The sequence below is a fragment of the Paenibacillus sp. FSL P2-0121 genome, assembly GCF_037975345.1.
In the GTDB taxonomy this organism is placed as follows: domain Bacteria; phylum Bacillota; class Bacilli; order Paenibacillales; family Paenibacillaceae; genus Paenibacillus_AQ; species Paenibacillus_AQ odorifer.
Genome location: NZ_CP150245.1, coordinates 4,963,585 through 4,987,595, shown reverse-complemented (window position 1 = coordinate 4,987,595; position 24,011 = coordinate 4,963,585). Strand labels below are relative to the sequence as shown.

Below are 24,011 nucleotides of genomic sequence, written 5' to 3'. Positions count from 1 at the left end.
GAAAAAGACAGAGACCTACTTATATTTACAAATAGGAGCAGAGGAGTTATATCATGGATTTGAAAAAGTTAACGTTAGTTGCTGTTTTGGCCGTATCTCAGGCCGCCGCGGCAGTGCCGGCTTTTGCTGAAGCTGTCAATAATACCCCAAGTAATACTACTGTAGTTGGGACAGTTGTTTCAGCTGCGCCGGAGGTAATGCCAGAATCTACTGATCCATTGCCGCCATTGCCGACGGAGACGCCAGGAGGAGTAGTGTCACCGACACCAACACCTACTCCAATTCCTGCAGAGACAGTTGATCCTACGGCTACTGTTGAACCTACAGCAACAATTGCACCTACTGCAACACCGCTTCCGACTGCAACACCTGGAGTTACTACAGAACCTACAACAACAGATGGTGCTCGTGCTGCGGCTAACAGTCAGCTTATTCTTATGATGAACAGCAACAAAATGTATCAGAACGGCCAGGAATATTTAGCTAATCAGCCTATGGCAGTGAAAAACGGCGTATCCTACGTTTCGATCCGGGCTATGGTAGAACGTGTAGGCGTGAAATACGTTTATGATTATAAAACGAAAGAAACCATTGTTACCAAGGGAAGCGACGTTATGCGCTTTAAGACCGACAGCAAGGTCTATACAGTTAATGGTGAGAAGAAGACGATGAAAGGTCCAGCTTACCAATACAAGGGGACTTTCATGGTTCCATTGACATCCATAACTGGAGCACTGGGCATTCCATATACCGTTGATAATGTGCAAAAACGAGTAATCCTTACATTAAACAACAAACCTAAAGCTTCCTTCACAGTGCCAACTGAAATTTACGCCGGTGAACCAGTGACCTTCGTAACCTCCAGCTCGTCACCAAATGGTGTAGCTATTGTGGATGAAAGCTGGGGAGGTAACAAGCAGGATATCTATGATCAACCAGGATATTATGTAGTAACCTATTCCGTAATGGATGCGAATCAACAGTGGAGTGATCCTTACACCATGACCATCACAGTGCTTAAACCTAATACACCTCCAGTTGCTAATTTCACTACAGACAAGGATTCATACAAGATGGGTGAAATGATTACTTATACCGATCTAAGTAGCGATCCTGATGGTGATGAAATTACCGTAACTTGGACGAACAAGGCCGAGGCTTTCTTTACTCCGGGTCCAGCGACAATTGCTGTCCAAGTAAAAGATTCACATGGCGCGATCAGCACGTTTGAGAAAACCGTTAATATTTCGGATGAAATCTTGTACAGTAAAGAAGATTTCAACAGATTATTTGCATCTCCGGGCAGTGTGTTTAGCATCGATGGATCGATGGTTCCTACTTGGCAGCAAGTAGCTTATAATCTTTCTTCCGAGCCTTATAAACTAATTCGCAGCAACAGCCCAGAAACGGTGTATACAGAAGGTGTTACTTACCGTGAGACTTCTTTGGGTAAAACCCGCTTCTTGATTCACCACAAGAATAACCTGAATATTAAAGCTAAAGTGTATGTGATTGCTACGAATAACAATTTGTACCCAACGACGCTTACAACCGAATATGTGGGCTTTGCAGGCCCAAGCACATATCCTGAAGGTACTGGTAAAATGTCTGTAGAACGTTATTGGAAATCTATGCTTACAAATGAGCATTATAAAACGATTGTTCTGCAACCAGGGGAAAGTGTCTCAATTCTGACCGATCTAAACCAAATTGCTATGAAACCAAGTGAAATTGTTTCACTTCAAGCGGACTTATTTAGTGATTATCCAATCGATTATAATGTCATGTTGATTGATGCGAATAAAGATCCACTGACTACACTTCCAACACTTCCAGTTCTGGATCGAGACGGAGTGCATAATCGGGGAACTTACGAAGATTCTACTCGTATTATCACGGTTACCGATGAGGTAGGAAAAACTCCTGCAAAACTTCTGCTAGGCGATAATTACAGTGATAAGAACCTGGCTGGCGTAGACCCAATGGCAGGTACGGAAGCATCCAATGCCGGTAATTTCGGGGTATTATACAAGATCAGATTCGAAAATGTTGCACCAAACTCATTGATTACGTTTAATCCACGTGGCGGTAACTATATGGGGCCGGTTATGGTTAATAACCAAATCGTGCATATGCCAAGCGTGGGAAGTCTCTCGAACGCTGACATGAACAGTGTGGTTTATCGTAGTGGTGAGTATGGAGGTTCTGTGGAGATTTTGTTCACAGCAGCTTCAGGCAGTAACTTGCCGGTCAATTTCCTCATCACTCCACTTCCAGCAAAGAAATAACAAATAGGAATATCCCTATAAGCTCTATTGGGGAATTATCTACAATAAAGGCCCGGCTGAATATTCCGTAAAGGAATACGCAGCCGGGCTTTTGTTTAAATATAATAATTCAGAGGTTGCGTAGGGGCGCATCATGGTGCTTCATTGACGGGGCATTTATTTTGGGGCATTATTAAGAGAGTGAAATATAAATGAACTGATCTTATGGGAGATGAGCGTATGCTGTCGACAGAACAAATATTAGAAGTCATGTCGGGGCAAGGACTGCGAATCACCGACCAACGCAAAACGCTTGCCCAGTTATTCGGCGAGAATAAGGGATATTTGTCAGCGAAGGATGTATATGAGCATATGGGCCGTAAGTATAGCGGACTTAGCTTTGATACGGTGTACCGCAATCTTCGTGTAATGGAAGAGCTTGGTGTGCTTGAACAGATTGTCTTTGAAGACGGAGTGAAGTTCAAGGGAAGCTGCAATCATCAGGATCATCACCATCATATGATCTGCCTTCAATGCCAAAAGACCTACCCGATTAATTTCTGCCCGATGAATTTAACGGATACACCCGATCAATTCCGGGTAGTCAAGCATAAATTTGAGGTGTTCGGTTATTGCAAAGAATGTGAAGAGAACCGGGAAGAAGAATTAGTTGCAGCATCAGATAAACAAAAGGGACTTTAGAAATGGTGACCCTACGCAGAACGATTCAGGCGCCTATTCGGGTGTATCGCAGGTACATTTCCCCTATTAAACCTGCAACATGCCGCTTCTATCCAACCTGCTCTGCCTATGCCCTGGAAGCCATTGAAGTCCATGGTCCATTGAAAGGCTCATGGCTTGCAGCTAAGCGGATTGCCAGATGTCATCCCTTTCATCCTGGAGGACTTGATCCTGTGCCGCCTCTTCAAGATGAATCTGCTGAGAAGGATTCTGCCCCTGCGACTTGACATGGGGCCTTACCATTGGGTATATTCACAAGTAATAGTATGAATTCCGAAGAACGGATAAGTAAATCGTTACGTCCATTACAGAGAGCCGGAATATGCTGAAATCCGGTATGGAGCGTTAGATTGAATATGGTCCGGGAGGAACTGTGTTCGAGCGGGAACTGCAATTGTGGTTCACGTAAGATAACAGCGTGATCCAGCGTTAATGGACAGTTCCCGCGAGGGAACTGGCGAAGCCTGCGCTCTGTGAAGAGACAGGAAATTTGGGTGGTATCGCGTGAGTTATACTCTCGCCCCATTATGGGGGCGGGAGTTTTTTGTTTTTTAATAAGAAAGGATGATTACTGAATGAGTGAGAAAAAAACGTTTTACCTAACGACACCAATTTATTATCCAAGTGACAAGCTACATATCGGACATGCTTATTCAACCGTGGCAGGAGACGCAATGGCCCGTTACAAACGTCTGCGCGGCTACGAAGTGCGTTATCTAACCGGTACAGACGAACATGGACAAAAGATCGAGCGGAAGGCAGAGGAAGCAGGAAAGACCCCTCAGCAGTTCGTAGACGACATTGTTGTTGGTATTAAGGAGCTATGGCGTAAGCTGGACATTTCGAACGATGACTTCATCCGTACTACGGAAGAGCGTCATAAAAAAGTGGTACAGGATATTTTTGATCGGTTGCTGCAGCAAGGAGACATCTATAAAGGTGAATATGAAGGCTGGTATAGTATCCCAGATGAAACCTTTTACACAGAAACGCAATTAGTTGATATAGTGCGTGATGACAACGGTGTGATTACTGGTGCAAAAAGCCCAGATAGCGGCCACCCGGTTGAGCTGGTGAAGGAAGCAAGTTATTTCTTCCGGATGAGTAAATATGCGGATCGTTTGCTGCAATTTTACGAGGAGAATCCAGAGTTTATTTTGCCGGAATCCCGTAAGAACGAAATGATTAACAATTTCATCAAACCCGGACTGGAAGACCTTGCAGTTTCCCGTACAACCTTTGATTGGGGCGTAAAAGTTAAGGGCGACGAGAAGCATGTCGTGTACGTGTGGATTGATGCTTTGACTAACTATATTACTGCGCTGGGTTATGGTTCCGAGGATCGCACCTTGTATGACAAGTTCTGGCCTGCGGATGTACACATCGTTGGTAAAGAAATCGTTCGTTTCCATACGATTTACTGGCCGATCATTCTGATGGCGCTTGGGGAACCCCTTCCGAAAAAGGTATTTGCCCATGGCTGGTTGCTCATGAAAGATGGAAAAATGTCGAAATCTAAAGGTAACGTAGTTGATCCTGTGACACTGATTGATCGTTATGGCTTGGATGCATTACGTTACTACCTGCTGCGCGAAGTACCGTTTGGTTCGGATGGCACGTTCACACCGGAAAGCTTTGTAGACCGGGTTAACTATGATCTTGCCAACGACCTTGGTAACCTGTTGAACCGTACAGGGGCTATGGTTGAAAAGTATTTTGCAGGCGAGATTCCGGCATATGAAGGAAATGTAACAGCATTTGATGGTGAGCTTCAAGCTGCGGCTGAGAATACTTATGCCAAAGTAGAAGAAGCTATGGAAAAAATGGAGTTCTCCGTGGCGCTGACAGCTATCGGAATATTCATTAGCCGCACCAACAAATATATCGATGAGACACAACCTTGGGTGCTTGCCAAAGATGAAAATAGAACCGCCGAGCTGGCTTCTGTGATGAGACATCTGGTGGAAGGTCTGCGTACCGCTTCAATCCTGCTGCAGCCGTTCTTGACACAAACACCAGCAAAGATCTGGGAACAGCTGGGTATTGAGCCTGGTGAGTTAACGACTTGGGATAGCGGTAAGACCTTTGGCCTGATTCCGGCAGGAACAAAGCTGGTGAAAGGCAATCCAATCTTCCCACGTCTAGATGTGGAGCAAGAGGTAGCTTATATTGCCGAGGCTATGGGCGCTGGTAAAGCTGCGGCTGAAGTGGCGGAAGCGGCTGCTCCTGCTGCTGCGGACTCCGAGCCAGTGGAAGAGCATAAAGAGGAAATCGGCATTGACGATTTCGCTAAAGCAGAGCTGCGGGTAGCTCAGGTTATTGCTGCAGAGCCAGTGAAAAAAGCTGACAAGCTGCTGAAGCTGCAACTGGATCTGGGTTATGAACAACGTCAAGTGGTTTCTGGTATCGCGAAATTCTATACACCGGAAGAGCTGGTGGGACGTAAAGTGATTTGTATCGTAAACCTTAAACCGGTGAAGCTGCGTGGGGAGTTGTCCCAAGGGATGATTTTGGCGGCTTCTAAAGATGACCAGCTAACGATCGCTACCGTGCCGGACAGTATGCCAAACGGAGCAGTAGTGAAATAAGACAATACTGTTGTAGAAATTTTTTAATGAGGTTGCTTGAACAAGGGAATGCTCCTTCAGCCGGGTTGGTTGCGGGAGCATTTCTTTTTTATAAAGGACGATACCGTCTTTCTTCTGAGTGAGGTTTCTTTGTTGACTTATCGTAACGATTACTATTATACTACTAATAGTAAAATTTACGATTTGAGGGGTAGATCAATATAATGGCGGCAATGAAATCACGTATAAGTTTGCTCGTCCTTGCACTGGTACTTGTATTTACACTAAGTGCATGCGGACCTAAGAGCAGTGGAAGTATAGTTGAAGGGAAAGTAAATGTAGTTACAACCTTTTATCCTATTTACGAGTTTGCTAAGGAGATTGGCGGGGAAGATATCAATGCTATTAACCTGCTTCCAGTGGGTGTGGAGCCACATGATTGGACACCGCGCAGTCAAGATATTATCAACACTTCTAAGGCACAGCTATTTCTATATAACGGTGCAGGCTTAGAAGGCTGGGTTCCTAACTTTTTAAAAGGCCTTGATAGCAGCAGTAAAGTTAAGGCGGTTGAAGTAAGTCAAGGTATTGATTATATCATGACCGATGAAGATGACGGGCATGATCATGGGGCAAGTGAGGAAGAGTCTCATCAAAATGAGGACACGGATCATAACAGTAATGCCTCAGGAGACAGCCTGCATACAGACCCGCATACTTGGGTAAGTCCAAAATCAGCCATTGTCATGGCTCAGAATATTAAAGAAAGCCTTCAGTCCGTGGATCCTGAGCATAAAGAAGGTTATGAAGAGCGTTACAATAAGCTTGCGGAACGTTTGCAGGCGTTAGACAGTAAATTCAAAGAGGAGCTTGCTAAGCTGCCCAACCATAAGATCGTAGTATCACATCAGGCTTTTTCTTACCTTGCCCGTGATTATGGATTGGATCAGCATGCGATTATGGGACTTTCGCCAGACGCTGAGCCGCGCGGACAGGATTTAGTGAAGCTTGCGAAAATGGTAAAAGATGAAGGGATTAAGTATATCTTTTTTGAAGAGCTTGTCTCCGATAAACTGGCTAAGACTCTGGCCGCCGAAGCGGGCGTTTCCACTATGGTGCTTAATCCGGTAGAGGGACTTACTGCGGAGCAAGAGAAGAACGGCGACAATTACTTCACTCTGATGGAGAAAAATTTGCAAAATCTGATTATGGCCTTACAATAATAAGGAAAGTATAAGGGAAAGGCGGTACTTAAGCATGCAATCGGTATCCTTGGACTGCCATCAGCATATCATCGATATACAGGATCTTTCTTTTTCATATGGGGAACAGAAGGTGATATCGAATCTTAACTATAGTGTAAGAGAACGAGATTTCCTTGGTATCATTGGTTCTAATGGTGCTGGTAAAACAACATTGATGAAAATGATCGTCGGCTTGCTTCCAGCGAGCAGTGGTGAAATTAAATTATTCGGAACGTCTGTCCGCAAGTTTAAAGACTGGAAACGTATCGGGTATGTTCCGCAAAAGAATGCCTTCAACCCATTGTTTCCAGCAACGGTGCGTGAAGTAGTTCTGTCAGGTCTATATAATAACAAGAATCTGATCCGCAGAGTATCTAAGGCTCAGCATCGTCAATGTGAGGATGCACTTGAAGTCATGCGGATACAAGATATCGCGGAGAAAAGAGTAGGCCAGCTGTCAGGCGGTCAGCAGCAGCGTGTTTTTCTGGCTCGGGCGCTGATTAACCATCCTGACCTGCTGATTTTGGACGAACCTACGGTGGGTATTGATGCCGAATCGCAAGCGGGATTCTTTGAATTAATTACCCATATGCATGCTCATCATCATATGACCTTCCTGATGGTGTCGCATGATATCGACATGATCAAAAATTATTTAGGTCATGAGCCCGTGCAGACGAATGGTAAAATCAACTTTTACTCCCGCCACTCACATGATCTCCAGAATTGCACAGAAGAGAATCTGCAGCACACGCTCTCTTAAGTCATAATTAAACTCTGAATCGCAGCTTTCTCTGCGATTAGAGCTATACATAGTGTGTGAGTGTGGAAGTCGGGGACTCAATTCTAGTTGATCTTAATCTTTCTCTTATCTAAGCACCGCCCAGTCTGCAAGCGTGTCCCTTTAGGGACGAAAGCGATCTTTCCCCGACCTAACTATGTTCAGTAACACTAACTCCTACGCTAGTTGCACTTAACGGGTGTCCAGAGGGCAGAGCCCTTGGGGCCCTCCCTTGGAAGGGAGGGTTTGGGAGGGATCGAAAAAGGTTTGAAAAAGGTTTGAAAAAGGCTTTAAAATGGTTTGAGTTTTGTATGAAGGAGAGTTTAAGTTGGAAATACTATTTAGCGATTTTTTTCAGCGGGCGCTTGCGGGCGGACTGCTGATTGGTATAACAGCGCCGCTTATAGGCGTTTTTCTTGTGCTTAGACGATTATCTATGATTGGTGATACGCTGGCTCATGTTACTATAGCGGGGGTGGCACTCGGTTTTCTAACAGGATTTTATCCGCTGGGCGCAGGCCTTATCTTTGCAGTGGTAGCGTCCTTCGCGATTGAAAAGCTTCGCAAGGCTTATAAGAGTTATGCGGAGCTGTCGATTGCCATTATAATGTCGGGCGGAGTGGCGTTGGCTTCACTCTTTTTCACCTTAGGAAAAGGGTATAATGCGGACGTAATGAGTTATTTTTTCGGCAGCATTTATACGCTCGATAATACCGATTTGATCGTGGTAGGCATAGTGACTATAGCTGTTGTAGTGTTAGTTTCGATGTTCTTTAAAGAGTTCTTTTTACTTAGCTTTGAAGAGGATGCAGCAAGTGTAAGCGGGCTTCCGGTGAAACTGCTTAACATGCTGATCACCATTCTGACAGCACTTGTGATTAGCACAGCCATCAAGATCGTAGGCTCCCTGTTGGTATCTGCTTTGTTGACTATTCCGGTTGCAATCAGCTTATTGCTATCCCGTAGCTTTAAATCCTCGGTCATCCTGGCGGTTATTATTTCGGAGATTGCCGTTGTAGGCGGACTAGTGGTAGCTGGAGTCTGGAATTTGGCTCCCGGTGCAACTATTGTGCTTTTGCTCATATCATTATTGATATTAACCTTGATCGGTAAAAAGGGTTTGCCAGCATAAACAGCGAATTAAGTAATCGGTATCGCATTAGGCAAGCATAAACGCCTTCGGTGTCCTTGTAAGGACGATAAGCGAAAAAAAGGAGCCATAAGCAGCTCCATGAAGTGACTCGAATGCCGGAAGGAGAGCCGCTATTTTGTCTAATATCAATGCAGGAATTGCTTTAGCCGCAGGGGTGGCATCGTTTATATCGCCATGCTGTTTACCGCTGTACCCCTCTTATTTATCGTACATTACCGGGTTATCCGTTCAACAATTAAAATCAGGCAGCAACTCTAAAGAGGTTCGTGTACGCACCCTGACTCATACATTGGCATTTATATTAGGTTTTTCTGCAGTTTTTTACACACTTGGTTTTGGGGCTGGGTTATTCGGGCAATTCTTTAATGGCCAGCGTGATCTGATCCGGCAATTGTCGGCGATTCTAATTATTGTAATGGGTTTGTTTTTGCTTGGGATTTTTCAGCCGCAGTTTTTACTTCGCGAACGTAAGCTTGATTTAAAATGGAAACCGGCGGGTTATGTGGGCTCCTTTATTTTCGGGATTGGTTTTTCTGCGGGTTGGTCACCCTGTATCGGACCGATTTTGACGGCAATTATTGCTCTTTCGGCAAGTGACCCGGGCACTTGGTTTACATTGATTACCGCGTATAGCATCGGATTTGCTCTGCCATTTTTTCTCTTAGCCTTTTTCTTAGGCGGAGTGAAGCGTATCCTCAAGTATTCGAATCTGCTGATGAAAATTGGCGGCATACTTATGGTATTTATGGGTGTTTTGCTGTTCACGGATCAAATGTTCCGGATCACAGTGTGGCTACAAGGAATAACGCCGGATTGGCTGATTTTTTAGGTGAAGTAATCAATACCTGCTTCCGGAAAATGCTCAAAAATCCGCTCTGTGATAAATTCTCGCAGGGCGGTTTGTTGTTCATCCGGATAGACATATTTGTTCTGTCCCCAGCGGCCCCATTTCTTTTTGCGTTTCTCCATGTCCATTTCTAGTTTAGATTTCGGGTAACGTTTCTCAATTACAGTCTTGGCTGTTTTGGTGAATCGGTGCTGAATCATTTCAAAGGTTAGACCTTTTCCGATTTCTGGCGGAAGGGTCTTGGCTAATTTGGCCAGCAGCTCCGCATAGCCTTCCTGCCAGCCGTCATACCAAATAATTGGGGCAATGATGAAGCCCAGTGGATAGCCGGCGCGGGCAACCTTTCCAGCCGCTTCAATTCGCTCTTCAAACCGCGAGGTAGCAGGCTCGAAATTTTTGATCACATAGTCAGCATTCACGCTAAAACGAATTCTGGTATGTCCGTTATGCTGCAAATCGAGTAGAGGTTCAACATGTTGGTATTTGGTCACAAAGCGCAGGCGGCCAAGGGGCTCCGCTGCCATGAATGTGATGAGTTCTGAAAGAGACCCGGTAATATGCTCCAGTCCTAACGGATCTGAGGTACAGGCTGCTTCAAAAGTCGTGATTTCAGGGCTGCGCTCCTCGATATATTTTTTGGCGGCGTCAATGATGTCATCGGTGTTTACATATACACGAATGTAAGGCTTTGCCCCTAAAGTAGTCTGCAAATAACAATAATGGCAGTGGCCCATACAGCCAGTTGCGATTGGAATTGCATAATCTGCGGAGGGTTTGGATTGGTCAAACTTTAAGGTTTTGCGCAGGCCGACTACAAGTGTTCTTTTGGCAATTTTATATTGCTCGACCTCTGTGTCACCCGGGAAATTCATTATACGGTTATGCGATGTAGTCATGCGATAGGGAATATTGTTAGCCTTCACCCATTCCATAATTCGTTCACCTTTCGGGTAATTTAAAGCATCCGGCTCGAAGAAAACAAGCTCGGGGACAAAAAGGGCTGTAGCTTTTCTGGTTCTCTTTACGGGAGGGGTCTCAGGTGTCACTATAGTCATGAATTCACGCTCCTTCTGAAAGATGAGTACGTTTATTATGCCTAACTGAGTCTCATTAGAAGCATGGCAATCATGGGTAACTCCTCCCCATGTTCTCTTGAAGGACTTGCCAAGGGGCGTTAGAAACATGTATCATTGTTAGAGCAAGGTTTGGCTCGGCGCCAGGTTCATTATAGAAAAGAGGTAAATTTTAATGCCAACACCCAGCATGGAGGATTATTTGGAGCGCATATATAAGCTCATTGATGAGAAAGGTTATGCGCGGGTCTCGGATATTGCCGAGGGACTGGAAGTACACCCCTCCTCTGTGACCAAGATGATCCAAAAACTGGATAAGGACGAATATCTCATCTATGAGAAATATCGTGGGCTTGTCCTAACCAACAAAGGGAAAAAAGTAGGGAAACGTCTTGTTGATCGTCATCAACTATTGGAAGAATTCCTCGGTTTGATCGGAGTACAGCAGGAATTTATCTATAATGATGTTGAAGGGATCGAGCACCACCTGAGTTGGGATTCGATTACACGTATCGAAACGTTGGTGGAATATTTCCGCCGCGATGAAGAACGTCTGCAGACTTTATATGCTATTCACAATGAACTGGCAAGCGATTCTTGAAATGTTTTTTCCCGAAACGGATACCGTCCTTAAAGTTATGCCCAGCAAGGCTTTGGTGAGCATAAACTACTTGATGGTATAGCCGTTTCTATTTTGTTTAGTGCAACCTTTCCCAGTTTTTAGCGTCAAAACGGATAAGTCCTTTTTCTGGCTGAGACTGATACCGCTCTTTTGAAGGGGGGAATCGGTACATCCACTTGGAGGATTGATCCGTTTTTTCTTTTTTTATAGGATACATATTATTTAGATTTGGGGAGGAATTATGAATTATCGTAAATGGATGTTGGGATTGCTAGTATTAGTATTGTTTCTGCCTTTATGGTCTCCTGGGGCACGTGCGGCAGCTGTGCAGATTACCATTGAACTGGATGGCGAGGCGCTGGCAAGCGATGTGCCGCCGTATATCACAGCTTCGAATGTAACGATGGTGCCAATTAGCGTCATTAGTAAAGGGTTGAATGCTGGAGTAGTTTGGAATCAAAGCAGTAAGACAGTAACAATCACGCAAGGAGATACAGAGATCAAGCTGACCAGTGGCCAGAAAAGTGCATTAGTTAATAATGCTTCTGTAGCCCTCGACACCTCAGTACAGATTAAGCAGGGACGGGTTATGGTGCCGCTTCGTTTTGTAAGTGAGCAATTGGGGTTACAGGTTATCTGGGATCAGGCAACCAAACATATTTCTTTGTACTCTAATACAGAGCCGCCGCAGGCTGCTGATCCGGAAACACCAGCAGTACCTACAGCGACTCCAGTCGTTACGCCAACGCCGACCCCAGCCCCTACAGCGACTCCAAAACCGACCTCGCCAACAGTTCCAAGTATTCCTGGTGCGTCGGCTAACAAGGAGATGAAGGGAGCCTGGATCTCTACAGTATTTAATCTGGACTGGCCTTCAGTAGCTTCTGCAGGTAACGAAGCGAAACAAAAACAAGAATTTGATAATCTGCTGGACAAGCTAAAAGCTGTTGGTTTTAATGCTGTTTTTGTACAGGTTAGAACCTCAGCAGACAGCCTGTACCCTTCTGTTCTAGTTCCTTGGTCTAAGGTGCTGACCGGCACACAAGGAAAAAATCCGGGTTATGACCCGTTGAGCTATATGGTCAGCGCTGCACATTCACGCGGTATGCAGTTCCATGCATGGTTCAACCCATTCCGCGCGACAACGGATGCTTCTACATCCGCATTAGCAAGTAATCATGTGGCTAAGTCAAATCCGGAATGGATTGTAGACGCAGGAGGTAAAAAATACATCAATCCAGGGATCCCAGCAGCCCGCCAGCACATTATCGATACAGTGTTGGAGGTCGTCAAAGGCTATGATGTAGATGGTGTCCATTTGGATGATTATTTCTATCCTTCAGGTGTATCTTTTGCCGATGATACTGCTTATAAGACTTATAACACGAAGAACCTGTCCTCTAAGGCGGATTGGCGCCGCGATAATATTAATGAATTCGTTCGTCAATTGGGAGAACAGATTCATAAGGTGAAACCGAAGGTTTCTTATGGAATTAGTCCGTTTGGTGTATGGCGTAATATCAAAAAAGACAGCACAGGTTCGGATACCACAGCTGGAGTTACCGCTTATGACGATATGTACGCCGATGTTCGGACATGGATCAAGCAAGGCTGGATTGACTATGTCGCACCGCAAATTTATTGGAGTCTGTCCTTTAGCACTGCCCGTTACGATAAGCTAGTAGATTGGTGGGTTAAAGAGGTAGAGAATACGAATGTTAAGCTCTATATTGGGCAAGCTGCTTATAAGGTTGGAGCAAGTGACCAGAAAGCAGAATGGCAAAGTGGCGACCAAATCATCAACCAGCTTAAATATAATGAGAAATATAAAGAGGTTGCAGGCAGTATTATGTTCAGAGCAAATGACATTGTAGTCCGCAATCCGTTTGGATTATCAAATTTGCTGACCTTTTATTTTCAGTCCAAATAAGATAACTGTTCTAGATAAGGAGTCATGAATGCTCCCCCGTGCTCATAGATAAGCAATAGAATCTATGGGAAACGGGGGATTTTTGTGTATGGAGATTAACGCTGTGTTTGAAGGAGGGGGAGTAAAAGGGATTTCTCTCGCTGGAGCAGTTGAAGCCACGGAAAGGGCGGGGCGAACCTTTAAAAAGGTCGCTGGAACCTCCTCAGGCGCAATTGTAGCGACTTTACTGGCTGCGGGTTATGAAGGTGAGGAAATGAGTCGGATGATCCAAGGAACTTCTTTTTCATCGTTTATGAAGCGAGCTCCCATCTATAATACGGCTTGGGTAGGTCCTGCACTGCGAGTGTTATTGAAGAAGGGATTGTATTCGGGTGAAGCCTTGGAATCGTGGATGAGATCGCTTTTGCTAAAAAAGGGAATTATCACTTTTCGTGATCTGCCTCCAGGCAAACTATCTATAATTGCTTCTGACATTACTAATGGTCGGATATTGGTCTTACCAGATGGGTTGGAACAGTATGGAATCTCTCCTGAACATTTTGAGGTGGCTAAGGCTGTGCGAATGAGCTGCAGTATTCCTTATTTTTTTGATCCAGTGATGCTCAGGTTAAATGGACAGTCCGCGAGAGGGAAGTCTTTTATTGAGCAATTTGTATACGTTGTGGACGGAGGGTTATTAAGCAATTTTCCTTTATGGCTATTTGACGGGATGAATGAGAATAGTAAAGTGACGGGGAAAAGAATCCCTACGGTAGGGTATCAAACAGTAGGTAAAACCGACCCGCAGCCCCACAGGATTAGGGGGCCGTTCAGTATGCTGCAAGCTATGGTAAGCACCATGCTGTCTGCTCATGATGAGAAATATATTGAAGATGATAAATATGTCCGCACGGTAACCATCCCAACGCTTGGTATCGGCACGACCCAATTTAATATTACGAAGATGCAAAGCGACGAATTGTATGCCGCCGGACTGAAGGCAGGGGAAGACTTCTTTAAGGAGTGGCGCCCCAGATAACAAGCAAGCTTTATAATATCAGAAAAAAAGCATCCCACACGTTATTTTGAAACGTGGAGATGCTTTTTGGTGTTTGTTTTTATTTAGTTAATGGTACTTCGGAAGCTGATCATCGTTTTTCCCTTTATTTCCTTCGATGACTTGGAAGGGATAACTTTTACGTTTGCCTGGTGCTGCTTGTGTCTTGCGAATCCCAGCAACCTTGGTCATGGTTTTCTGCGAAGGTTTGACTTTGATTCTAGATCCATTACTGCTGCGAGCGTATTTCCCTGGTCCCATTTTGTAAGCATAATAGATAATCGCTAACAGTACTAAGGGGAGAATCAGCTTCGACAGCGTATAGAAAGGCTCAGTCAAGACTCCAATCACAAAACCGAATATTGCAAGAATTACTGAAATCCAAAAAATTAAAGCATGCCTGATCATAGGACACTCATCCTTTCGCAGGATCCAATATGCCGCCTGACACACTTGCCTCCGTATATCCTCTGGCTTCAATCTCTGCATCAAGCTCACGCATACGATTGAAAGAGGCGATGGATACTTCTACCTGATCATCCTTTGGTTCTTTGGTAGTGAGCAGCTGCAGCCATAGTCCAGGGTATCCCAAGTATTTGAGACCTGGAATTTCTCTTACTGCGTTGGTACCCTTCAGAACCTCAAACGAAACACCGATTACGACAGGCAGCAGAATAATCCGTTGGATCACACGTTCCCAAAGATTATCCCAGGGTACTACGGAGTAAATAATAACGCCGAGGATAATCGTCAGCATCATAAAACTGCTTCCGCAGCGGTAATGCAGACGGCTATATTTCTGAACGTTCTGGACAGTCAGCTCTTCGCCTGCTTCAAAGGCGCTGATGACTTTGTGTTCCGCACCGTGATACTGGAATAGCCGCTTGATCACAGGTGTTTGCGAAATCGCCCATAAATAGACCAGCAAGAGAACCATTTTAATGCCGCCTTCTATGAGGTTGTGCAGTACATAGTTATCAAATGCATTCTTGAATAAAAAATCTTCGACAAATACTGGTACAAGCGTAAAAATGAGCTTTCCGAATAAGAAGGAGAGAATACCCATTACAGCAACGCCAAAAATCATTCCGAGGCTCCAGCCTTCGTCCTTTTTCTTCGGCTTAGCTTTCTCTTTCGCCAGTTCTTCGGGTTCCAATTCATCTTCGGCATAGGATTCAGCCGAATAGTTCAAGTGCTTAGAGCCTTTGGCGCTGGCATCTATAATACTGACAAGGCCGCGAAGCAGCGGAATCTTGCGCAGTTTAGTGACCCAGCTCTTATCGCTTCTTGGCACCTCCAAAAATGTAATCTCCTGATTCTTTCGTCGCACGGCTGTTACATTAATATGCTTGCCGCCGAACATGACGCCTTCAATGACGGCTTGGCCGCCATAGCTGGGAGTTTCCTGGGACAACCAATTCACCTTCCCGTAATTAATATGATTTATATAATACATTGTAACTAATTTTTGAAGACATTACTAGTTGGATCGCCTTTTGCTGCACATACTACCTTATATGGACAAGGAGAGACAAATCGGTATTAAAAATACGGAAAGAGAGGCAATTCTATGAGCAAATCACATCAACAACAATCAGATCATACTAATATTTGGTTTTTTGCGCTCGAATTAGGTTTTTTCGCAGGTTTGATTTGGGGAGGGCTGCACTGGTTAATCTACTGGTTCAGCTTTACCAAGGTTAGTCCTGGTTATTTAGCAGAGCCGTTTTTTAAACATACTTTTCTGACGACAATGTATGGACATCTCGTGGGTTATTTGTTTTTCATCTTATTTTCAGTGATAGCCTCACTGCTATATGTGCTTATTCTGCGCAAGCTGAAGGGACCTTGGCCAGGATTGGTTTATGGTGTTTTGTGGTGGGTAGTTATATTTATTCCCGGCTCGCAAATATTTCTTATGCAGCCGCCTTTTAAGCTGCCGTGGAACACTGTGATTAGTGAGTTCTGCCTTTTTTTACTTTGGGGGATGTTCATTGGATACACAGCGGCGATTGAGTATACCGACGAACGAAAGCGTGAGCAAGCGACTGCACTTGCCTAACGGCTCGAAAAAACTTCTCAAGGGGATATCCCTATGTTAAAATACAATGTGGCTATTTCGAGAGGAGAATGAAAATGGGTAACGAGCGCGTCTCCAAGCTGCGTAAGGTTTTGCAGGATAAAGGATTGGAAGCAATGTTAATAACCAGCGGTTATAACCGCCGCTATTTAAGTGGATTTACCGGATCGTCCGGTTATGTATTGGTGACAAGCGATGATTGTTATCTGCTAACTGACTTCAGGTACATGACACAGGCTGCGGATCAAGCGGTAGGAGTTAAGGTTGTAGAGCATGGTCCTAAATTTATTGATACAGTACGCGAGTTGCTGCCAACAGGCAGTGAGGTACGTGTTGGTTTCGAACAGGATGATGTCTCATTCAGCGCTTATACCTCATATGCGGAAGCCCTTAAGCCGGCAGTGTTAGTTCCAGTTTCCAAAGCCGTGGAAGACCTCCGTATGTTCAAGGATGCTGAAGAGCTTGCTGTTATGCAACGTGCAGCTGATCTGGCTGATGCTACATTCAATCATATTCTGAATGTGATCAAACCAGGCATGACTGAAAGAGACGTCGATTTGGAAATGGAATTCTATATGCGTACCCACGGGGCAACTGCGTCATCGTTTGATACGATTGTTGCTTCAGGTGAACGTTCGTCCATGCCGCATGGCGTAGCAAGCAGCCGTGTAATTCAAGGTAATGAATTTATTACGCTTGATTTCGGTGCATTACTCGATGGATACTGCTCAGATGTGACTCGTACCATTGCACTCGGAGCTCCAGATCCGAAGCTGAAAGAAATCTATGATATTGTGCTGGAAGCTCAGCTACATACGTTGGCACATATCAAACCGGGTATGACTGGACGGGAATGTGATGCACTGGCACGTGATATCATCGCTAGCTACGGATATGGTGATCAATTTGGACATAGCACGGGTCATGGACTTGGAATGGAAGTTCATGAATGGCCGCGTTTGTCCAAGCTGAGTGACGATATCATGCAGCCGGGAATGGTCGTTACTGTAGAACCAGGTATCTATTTGCCGGGGATTGGCGGAGTACGTATTGAAGACGATATTGTGATCACCGAGAGCGGAATATCGCTGCTGACCCATTCGTCCAAAGAATATACAGTACTGTAAGTAAGAAAAGTAGTAGTTTAATTATCGAATTCAGGAGGGATTTTTAGTGATTTCAGTAAACGATTTTAAGACAGGCTTGACCGTAGAGGTGGACGGTGATATTTTTACCGTTCTTGATTTCCAGCACGTTAAACCAGGTAAAGGTGCAGCGTTCGTTCGCTCTAAGCTGAAAAACCTGCGCAATGGTAACACTGTTGAGCGTACTTTCCGTGCTGGTGAAACTATTGGCCGTGCTATTATTGAGAACCGTGGCGTGCAATATTTGTATGCAAGCGGATCGGAGCATGCTTTCATGGACAACGAAACTTATGACCAATTCGAATTGTCCAGCAAGCAGCTTGAATGGGAATTGAACTTCCTTAAAGAGAACATGACTGTAAACATCATCAGTTACCAAGGTGAAATCCTTGGGATTAACCTGCCTACCAGCGTAGAGCTGAAGGTTGTTGAAACTGAGCCAGGTGTGAAGGGTAATACTGCTCAAGGCGCTACTAAATCGGCCAAGCTTGAAACAGGTCATTCTGTACAAGTTCCTCTGTTCATCAATGAAGGAGATGTGCTGCTTATTGATACTCGCGAAGGTAAATATATCTCCCGCGCGTAGGAAGCATCATACTTGCCGAACTTATAACCAATCAGCCTCCCCCGTTATTACGGTGGGGGGTTTTTGGTATATAAACGAGGATGCATGAGGAACAGTATGGGTGAGAATGTTATACTTACGAATTAAAGGATCAGAAGGAGGCGCATATGAGAAAATTAATTATATCTGAGTTCATATCCCTTGATGGTGTTATGGAAAATCCACAATGGACCTTCTCATTCGGAAGTGAAGAACAGGAGCATTTCAAGTTTGCTGAACTGAAAGCTGCTGACGCTCTAATGTTAGGACGGACAACCTACGAAGGTTTTGCAGAGGCTTGGCCAAATATGGTTGAGCAGACAGGTGAGTACGGTGAAATGATGAATGGATACGCTAAGTACGTAGTCTCCACAACTCTCGAAGAAACAACATGGAGCAATTCAAGCTTGATCAAGGGCGATCTTGCTCAGGAGGTGTCCAAGCTGAAGGAGCAGCCGGGGAGAGATATTCTCGTTTTTGGCAGTCGTACGCTTGCGCAGAGCCTGATGCAGCTTGGCCTTGTCGATGAATATCAGCTTCTGGTCTTCCCGATTCTGCTGGGTAGCGGTCAGCGCCTGTTCGAAAACGTTGGTGAAGAGAAGACTTTGGAGCTAGTGGACTCCAAAAGATTCAGTTCTGGAGTGATGGCCTTGACTTATCGACCAGCTTCTCAATAAAAAACTGGAAGACGAGTGAAATGAGGTCAGCTAGTGTCTTGAAGCTGACCTTATCTTTTTGTTAGCTTCTGGAAAATCAATAATTTTTTAATGAAATCATTAACGCATTACGCTATTTTCGTATTATACTGGTTTAAAGCGGGAAACCGATTAGAAGCAACTACATAGACCGATATGGGGAGTGAGTGGGACTTTGTCACTTTATGTTATGAAATTCGGAGGCAGCTCCGTCGGCGACACAGAACGCATGCAACGTGTTGCCAAGCGCATCGCAGACAAGCAGGATGAGGGACATCGCTGCGTTGTAGTTGTATCTGCTATGGGGGATACAACAGATGATTTGATCGATACGGCGAAGCAATTAAACGGGCAGCCGCCTGCACGTGAAATGGATATGCTGATGACAACAGGAGAGCAGATTTCCGTTGCTCTTTTGTCCATAGCTCTTCATGGGATCGGGCGGAATGCAGTATCTTATACAGGATGGCAGGCCGGGTTCCGTACAGACGAAACCCACGGTAGAGCTCGTATCAATGATATTGATCCACACCGTGTAGTAGCGTCTTTGGAACGCGAACAGATCGTTATCGTTGCCGGTTTCCAAGGGATGACTTTGGATGGTGAGATCACTACCCTGGGCCGCGGAGGATCGGACACGACAGCTGTAGCCCTTGCGGCTGCTATTCAAGCAGATGTATGTGAGATTTATACCGACGTTGATGGTATCTATTCTACAGATCCACGCATTGTGAAAACAGCCCGCAAGCTGAACGAAATCTCATACGATGAGATGCTAGAGCTTGCCAATCTGGGAGCAGCTGTACTACATCCGCGTGCAGTGGAGTATGCTAAGCGTCATCAAGTTAAGCTGGTCGTTAGATCGAGCTTTAATCATAATGAAGGTACTGTTGTGAAGGAGGAAGCAAGCATGGAGCAAGGAGTCGTAGTTAGTGGGATTGCTTATGATAAGAATGTAGCACGTGTCAGTATTCTAGGAGTACCTGATGTACCGGGTGTACTCGCTCAAGTCTTCGGCAAGCTGGCTGAAGAAGGCGTAAACGTTGATATCATAGTACAAAGTGGTGTGCAGAATGAGCAGGCTGACTTCTCATTTACAGTTTCACTTGATGAACTGGATCGTGCGAAGGAAGTCATTAAAGAAATCCATAAAACTTTACCTTACCGTGAAGTAACGTCCGAGGATAACCTTGTGAAGGTTTCTATTGTTGGCGCGGGTATGGTTAGCCATCCTGGTGTTGCAGCTCAAATGTTTGATGTGCTCTCCCAAGAGGGCGTAAGCATTAAGATGGTCAGCACGTCTGAGATTAAGGTTTCTTGTGTAATCGAATCCGGCAATTTGCCATCGATCATTCAGGCGCTTCACACTGCTTATAATCTGGATACAACTGAGCAGGCCTTTGTTGGTGGTCCTAAGGATCGTCGTTAAGAGCCGTTCAATCAATAAAAAGGGAGATCCTACAGCTATTTAGCTACGGGGTCTCCTTTTTGGGCATCAGCAATAAATGAAAAGGAACGCTGCAGGTTTGAATGCAGCGTTCCTTTTTACATCTATATGGGTATTTATCCTAAACGTCTAAACCGGCCTAGAATTTCAACAGTCTCAAGTACATTGACGAAAGAGCTTGGATCCGTCTCAAGGATAGTCTTACGCAGCTCTGACAGCTCATAGCGGGTCGTTACGGTCATCAGCATTGTATTGCCCTCGTGACTGTAACCGCCCTCTGCGTTGACTACTGTGATGCCATGAGGCAGCTCTCTAAGACGATTCAGCATTTTATCCCGTTCCTTGGTAACAATGAAGCAGGTTAGCTTAACATGACGAATATGAATCATATCAACCACTCTGCTTTTCACAAAAATACAGAGCATAGCGTATAAGGCTGAGTCCCAGCTTTTAAAGAAGCCTAAACTCAGAATAACGATCCCATCCATTACGAAGAGTACATTCCCAATAGGAATATCCCGCTTACGTGTAATAATCGAGCCTAATATATCAAATCCTCCAGATGAACCCCCGGCACGGAGAGAAAATCCAACCCCGCCAGCAATAATTACGCCGCCAAAAATACTAGCCAAAATCGGGTCTTTGGTCACTTTTACCGCAGGAATAATTGTCATGAACCAGGTGGTAGCTAAAACGGAAAGCATGCTTAGTAAGATGTACTTTTTCCCCACTGCAATAAATCCCCAGATCAGAACAGGAAGGTTTATCGCAAAATAAATGATTGAGATGTACTTCGGATTAGTTACATACCCGATGACTGAAGCCACCCCTGCTACCCCGCCGCTTAGCAGTTGATGAGGAATTAGAAATAATCTCATCCCTGCGGCGACTAAAAAAGCTGAAAAAATAATGATTGCCGCTTCTCTTACTGGTCTGACTACGGACCGCATGCTGAGCGGTAGCCCGTAATTTCGTACGTGCATGACACAAATCCCCTCTTTTTCTTATGTCTTTTTAGTTTGCCTTTTTTTGAAAATATAAACTCACTATATTTCCAATTAAAAAGGATACCACAGATGAAGGCGTTCGTAAAAATTATTTTATCGTACTGATTATATTTATTTATGAACCCACTCACTATGAATTCTTTCACAGTCTGATCAGCAAATCTGTCATTTCTCATTGTCTAAAGTGAAAAAGCCACGCATATCCATGAGTAATAGAAAGCTAAACAAGCCTCAGATCTCTTTTGGTATGAATGAATTAGTAAAAGGAGTGGAGTAGATTGGACAAGTATGTAAGCTGGATGGCAACTCTGCGGTTGTTCTCGGGCAGTGCAGAGATTATAGCTGCGCTGATAATGCTCAGATTAAATCAGGTCGATAAGGCGCTGGCTGTCAATTCTGGACTGGCTTTGGTAGGCCCGACCATATTGATATTGACGACAGCTATTGGCCTGACTGGGATGGCACAGCAGCTGTCATGGAGCAAATTAGGCTGGGTGGGCTGCGGTGTAGCCTTTCTCTTAATCGGGATTTTGAAAAAATGATAGATGATAGGCATATTGGGCGCGTACAAGCATAAATATGGAATAAAGCAATTAAGTAGAGGACAGCTTGGGGGTACTTTGTATGGCAGATGATTGGCTGCAATTGTTTCCTGAAAAAGTAAGAGCGCTGTTAAAGTGCCTTCCCCTTCCGCTGCTAGGAATGGTGGAGGAGATTCGTGTCCGTGAAGGTCGTCCGCTGGAAATTAACTACTCTGGTAAATATCACTTTCTAAGAGTGAATGGCAGTTTGACGCAGAGGCCTGAAGAAGCTTACAAGCCGGATCGGGAAGACACTCATCGACTGCTAGACCTGATCAGCAACCATTCGCTATATACGATGGAAGAAGAGCTGAGAAAAGGATTTATTACGATTCCCGGCGGTCATCGGATAGGACTTGCTGGCCGGACAGTACTGAGTGGCGGAGGTGTAGAACATCTTCGTGATATCACTGGCTTTAATGTCCGTATTGCTCGTGAAGTACCTGGAATCGCAGATGGAGTGCTGCCTTATTTACTGGACAAGGGGCGGCAGCGAATGATGCACACCTTGATTCTCTCCCCTCCACAACATGGCAAGACTACCCTACTCCGCGATCTTGCAAGACAAATCTCCTTAGGGGAATTGGGCAAGCGCGAAGGGATTAGACCGGGGCTGAAGGTGGGAATTGTTGACGAACGGTCTGAAATTGCTGGCAGCCGGCGTGGTGTTCCCGCCTTTGACGTGGGTCCTCGGACAGACGTTCTTGATGGGTGTCCCAAGGCAGAAGGCATGATGATGATGATCCGGTCGCTATCGCCAGAGGTATTAATCGCGGATGAGATTGGGCGTCCTGAAGATGCCGAAGCAGTTACCGAGGCACTGCATGCCGGAATATCTGTCATTGCTTCCGCTCACGGAAAAGATGTAACAGAGTTGGCTCGTAGGCCGGGTCTTGGAGGACTGCTGGAACAAAAGATGTTCGAGAGATATGTCATACTCCATCGTTCAGAAGCAGGCCTCACGTTTCGTATTCTGGATGGCCAGAAAAGAGGAATGCTGCTTATCTCTCCCGGGGATCGACTAGGCGGTGATTTGCATGCTTAAGCTGTTCGGTGCTGTGCTCATTGTGGTGGCTGGTACGCTTGCAGGTCTCCAGTTTGCTCGTCAATATGCAGACAGGCCCAGACATATCAGAGGTTTAATAGCAGCATTACAGCGGTTGGAAACAGAGATCATGTACGGCTTCACCCCACTGCCGGAAGCCATGCGGCGGATTGGGAATCAGTCGAAGGACCCGCTGAAATCGTTGTTTGTCAAAACAGCGGAGGAGATGAGTCCTCCCTATGACAGAAGCGCCCAGGATGCCATCCAGCGGGCGATGGAAGCATATTGGAAGTCTACCGCTATGAAGGGGACAGAAAGAGAGATTCTTCGCCAGCTCAGCTGTACTCTCGGCACAAGCGATAGGTCGAATCAGAGCACTCATATCGCGTTAGCATTGCAGCAATTGAAGCAGGAGGAGTCGGTGGCCAGAGAGGATCAAGGCAAATATGAAAAGTTAAGTAAAAGCCTGGGTCTGCTGCTTGGAGTACTGATCGTCATTTTGATCTTTTAGCGAGGTGCCAGGAATGAATATTGAAGTCAATGCGATTTTTCAAATTGCCGGCATTGGCATAATTATCGCCATGATCCACACGGTGCTCAAACAGATGGGAAAAGAGGATTTCGCACATTGGGTCACCGTGATCGGGTTCGTAGTCGTGCTGTTCATGGTGATTCGGATGCTGGACGGGTTGCTGCAGGAAATAAAAACGATCTTTCTTTTTCAATAGGCGTGCTATGGAGATTATCCAAGTTGTTGGGATTGGGCTGATATCGACCATATTGATTCTCGTACTGAAGGAACAAAAACCGATGTTCGCCTTCCTTCTTGCTACTACAACAGGAATTCTAATTTTTATGTTTCTGATCGGCAAGATCGGAATGATCCTCTCTACACTGGAGCGGGTGGCTGAGTCATCGGGGATGGAAATGATTTATTTGAAGACTGTTTTCAAAATCATCGGCATTTCCTATATCGCGGAGTTCGGTGCACAGATTGTACGAGATGCCGGTCAGGAATCGATTGCTTCCAAAATAGAACTCGCCGGCAAAGTGCTAATTATGGTACTAGCTGTACCCATTATCAGCATCATTATCGAAACCGTCATGAAACTATTGCCTGCTTAAAGCAATCGTGAAGAGAGCTGA

The 24,011-nt window shown here is 45.1% G+C and carries 25 protein-coding genes and 1 other annotated feature; of the genes, 21 read left to right on the top strand and 4 right to left on the bottom strand.

Features of this window, described 5'->3' with window-relative positions; genetic code table 11:
• The first annotated feature begins 53 nt into the window (after nt 1-53).
• From MKY54_RS22210 to MKY54_RS22175, 8 genes are all read left to right on the top strand, one after another.
• Nucleotides 54-2,288 (top strand): copper amine oxidase N-terminal domain-containing protein, encoded by a 2,235-nt coding sequence (locus tag MKY54_RS22210; RefSeq protein WP_076306153.1) that lies wholly within the window; start codon nt 54-56, stop codon nt 2,286-2,288.
• A 219-nt stretch (nt 2,289-2,507) separates the two neighbouring features.
• A complete protein-coding gene (locus tag MKY54_RS22205) occupies nt 2,508-2,969 on the top strand; it encodes a transcriptional repressor (protein ID WP_036682896.1) in 462 nt (153 codons plus the stop codon).
• 2 nt (nt 2,970-2,971) lie between these two features.
• Nucleotides 2,972-3,235: a membrane protein insertion efficiency factor YidD gene (gene yidD, locus MKY54_RS22200; RefSeq protein ID WP_036682893.1), complete on the top strand. Its 264-nt coding sequence runs from the start codon at nt 2,972-2,974 to the stop codon at nt 3,233-3,235.
• Between the two features lie 40 nt (nt 3,236-3,275).
• Nucleotides 3,276-3,536: a binding site (T-box leader), on the top strand.
• A 47-nt stretch (nt 3,537-3,583) separates the two neighbouring features.
• Nucleotides 3,584-5,596 carry a methionine--tRNA ligase gene (gene metG, locus MKY54_RS22195; RefSeq protein WP_076310099.1) on the top strand — a complete coding sequence of 671 codons (2,013 nt, stop codon included), beginning with the start codon at nt 3,584-3,586 and terminating at the stop codon, nt 5,594-5,596.
• A gap of 203 nt (nt 5,597-5,799) precedes the next feature.
• Complete coding sequence (locus MKY54_RS22190; protein WP_076277679.1) at nt 5,800-6,798, top strand: zinc ABC transporter substrate-binding protein; 999 nt, start codon at nt 5,800-5,802, stop codon at nt 6,796-6,798.
• Nucleotides 6,799-6,832: 34 nt separating this feature from the next.
• Nucleotides 6,833-7,582 carry a metal ABC transporter ATP-binding protein gene (locus tag MKY54_RS22185; protein WP_339187957.1) on the top strand — a complete coding sequence of 250 codons (750 nt, stop codon included), beginning with the start codon at nt 6,833-6,835 and terminating at the stop codon, nt 7,580-7,582.
• A 346-nt stretch (nt 7,583-7,928) separates the two neighbouring features.
• Nucleotides 7,929-8,732 (top strand): metal ABC transporter permease, encoded by an 804-nt coding sequence (locus MKY54_RS22180; RefSeq protein WP_339187955.1) that lies wholly within the window; start codon nt 7,929-7,931, stop codon nt 8,730-8,732.
• Between the two features lie 136 nt (nt 8,733-8,868).
• Nucleotides 8,869-9,582: a cytochrome c biogenesis protein CcdA gene (locus MKY54_RS22175; RefSeq protein ID WP_339187953.1), complete on the top strand. Its 714-nt coding sequence runs from the start codon at nt 8,869-8,871 to the stop codon at nt 9,580-9,582.
• Here the strand turns inward: MKY54_RS22175 and splB are convergent.
• On the bottom strand, nt 9,579-10,655 hold the full coding sequence (splB, locus tag MKY54_RS22170) for a spore photoproduct lyase (protein WP_076184169.1): 1,077 nt from the start codon (nt 10,653-10,655) through the stop codon (nt 9,579-9,581). The two genes, MKY54_RS22175 and splB, sit on opposite strands and share 4 nt — an antisense overlap.
• A 193-nt stretch (nt 10,656-10,848) precedes the next feature.
• On the opposite strand from splB, the gene mntR reads away from it, so the two are divergent.
• From mntR to MKY54_RS22155, 3 genes are all read left to right on the top strand, one after another.
• Nucleotides 10,849-11,274, top strand: a complete 426-nt coding sequence (mntR, locus tag MKY54_RS22165) for a transcriptional regulator MntR (RefSeq protein ID WP_036682880.1) — start codon at nt 10,849-10,851, stop codon at nt 11,272-11,274.
• Nucleotides 11,275-11,536: 262 nt separating this feature from the next.
• Entirely contained in the window at nt 11,537-13,225 is a 1,689-nt protein-coding gene (locus tag MKY54_RS22160) for a family 10 glycosylhydrolase (protein ID WP_076134505.1), read from the top strand.
• 88 nt (nt 13,226-13,313) lie between these two features.
• Nucleotides 13,314-14,243, top strand: coding sequence for a patatin-like phospholipase family protein (locus MKY54_RS22155; RefSeq protein ID WP_076129640.1), 930 nt, complete (start codon nt 13,314-13,316; stop codon nt 14,241-14,243).
• An 87-nt stretch (nt 14,244-14,330) separates the two neighbouring features.
• Here MKY54_RS22155 and MKY54_RS22150 read toward each other — a convergent pair whose 3' ends face one another.
• Together MKY54_RS22150 and MKY54_RS22145 are read right to left on the bottom strand one after the other, a co-directional pair.
• The gene (locus MKY54_RS22150) at nt 14,331-14,669 is read right to left on the bottom strand and encodes a hypothetical protein (RefSeq protein ID WP_036682871.1); all 339 of its coding nucleotides are present in this window, start codon (nt 14,667-14,669) and stop codon (nt 14,331-14,333) included.
• 7 nt (nt 14,670-14,676) lie between these two features.
• Entirely contained in the window at nt 14,677-15,675 is a 999-nt protein-coding gene (locus tag MKY54_RS22145; protein ID WP_036682868.1) for a DUF1385 domain-containing protein, read from the bottom strand.
• Nucleotides 15,676-15,831: 156 nt separating this feature from the next.
• On the opposite strand from MKY54_RS22145, the gene MKY54_RS22140 reads away from it, so the two are divergent.
• From MKY54_RS22140 to MKY54_RS22120, 5 genes are all read left to right on the top strand, one after another.
• On the top strand, nt 15,832-16,323 hold the full coding sequence (locus tag MKY54_RS22140; protein ID WP_076278402.1) for a YqhR family membrane protein: 492 nt from the start codon (nt 15,832-15,834) through the stop codon (nt 16,321-16,323).
• A gap of 74 nt (nt 16,324-16,397) precedes the next feature.
• Nucleotides 16,398-17,468, top strand: coding sequence for a Xaa-Pro peptidase family protein (locus MKY54_RS22135; RefSeq protein WP_036682862.1), 1,071 nt, complete (start codon nt 16,398-16,400; stop codon nt 17,466-17,468).
• Nucleotides 17,469-17,514: 46 nt separating this feature from the next.
• A complete protein-coding gene (efp, locus tag MKY54_RS22130; protein WP_038572538.1) occupies nt 17,515-18,072 on the top strand; it encodes an elongation factor P in 558 nt (185 codons plus the stop codon).
• 146 nt (nt 18,073-18,218) lie between these two features.
• Entirely contained in the window at nt 18,219-18,767 is a 549-nt protein-coding gene (locus MKY54_RS22125; protein WP_076302717.1) for a dihydrofolate reductase family protein, read from the top strand.
• A 193-nt stretch (nt 18,768-18,960) separates the two neighbouring features.
• The gene (locus MKY54_RS22120) at nt 18,961-20,214 is read left to right on the top strand and encodes an aspartate kinase (protein WP_036682855.1); all 1,254 of its coding nucleotides are present in this window, start codon (nt 18,961-18,963) and stop codon (nt 20,212-20,214) included.
• 134 nt (nt 20,215-20,348) lie between these two features.
• On the opposite strand, the gene MKY54_RS22115 is transcribed toward MKY54_RS22120, so the two are convergent.
• On the bottom strand, nt 20,349-21,215 hold the full coding sequence (locus MKY54_RS22115; RefSeq protein WP_081382367.1) for a YitT family protein: 867 nt from the start codon (nt 21,213-21,215) through the stop codon (nt 20,349-20,351).
• 323 nt (nt 21,216-21,538) lie between these two features.
• On the opposite strand from MKY54_RS22115, the gene MKY54_RS22110 reads away from it, so the two are divergent.
• From MKY54_RS22110 to spoIIIAD, 5 genes are all read left to right on the top strand, one after another.
• Nucleotides 21,539-21,781, top strand: a complete 243-nt coding sequence (locus MKY54_RS22110) for a YqhV family protein (protein ID WP_036683194.1) — start codon at nt 21,539-21,541, stop codon at nt 21,779-21,781.
• 82 nt (nt 21,782-21,863) lie between these two features.
• On the top strand, nt 21,864-22,865 hold the full coding sequence (gene spoIIIAA, locus MKY54_RS22105; protein ID WP_076220015.1) for a stage III sporulation protein AA: 1,002 nt from the start codon (nt 21,864-21,866) through the stop codon (nt 22,863-22,865).
• Nucleotides 22,858-23,376: a stage III sporulation protein SpoIIIAB gene (gene spoIIIAB / locus MKY54_RS22100; RefSeq protein ID WP_076104383.1), complete on the top strand. Its 519-nt coding sequence runs from the start codon at nt 22,858-22,860 to the stop codon at nt 23,374-23,376. The genes spoIIIAA and spoIIIAB overlap by 8 nt, the downstream gene beginning before the upstream one ends.
• A 13-nt stretch (nt 23,377-23,389) precedes the next feature.
• Nucleotides 23,390-23,593 carry a stage III sporulation protein AC gene (spoIIIAC, locus tag MKY54_RS22095; protein WP_036682849.1) on the top strand — a complete coding sequence of 68 codons (204 nt, stop codon included), beginning with the start codon at nt 23,390-23,392 and terminating at the stop codon, nt 23,591-23,593.
• A 7-nt stretch (nt 23,594-23,600) separates the two neighbouring features.
• Nucleotides 23,601-23,990: a stage III sporulation protein AD gene (gene spoIIIAD / locus MKY54_RS22090; RefSeq protein WP_036682847.1), complete on the top strand. Its 390-nt coding sequence runs from the start codon at nt 23,601-23,603 to the stop codon at nt 23,988-23,990.
• Nucleotides 23,991-24,011: the final 21 nt, after the last annotated feature.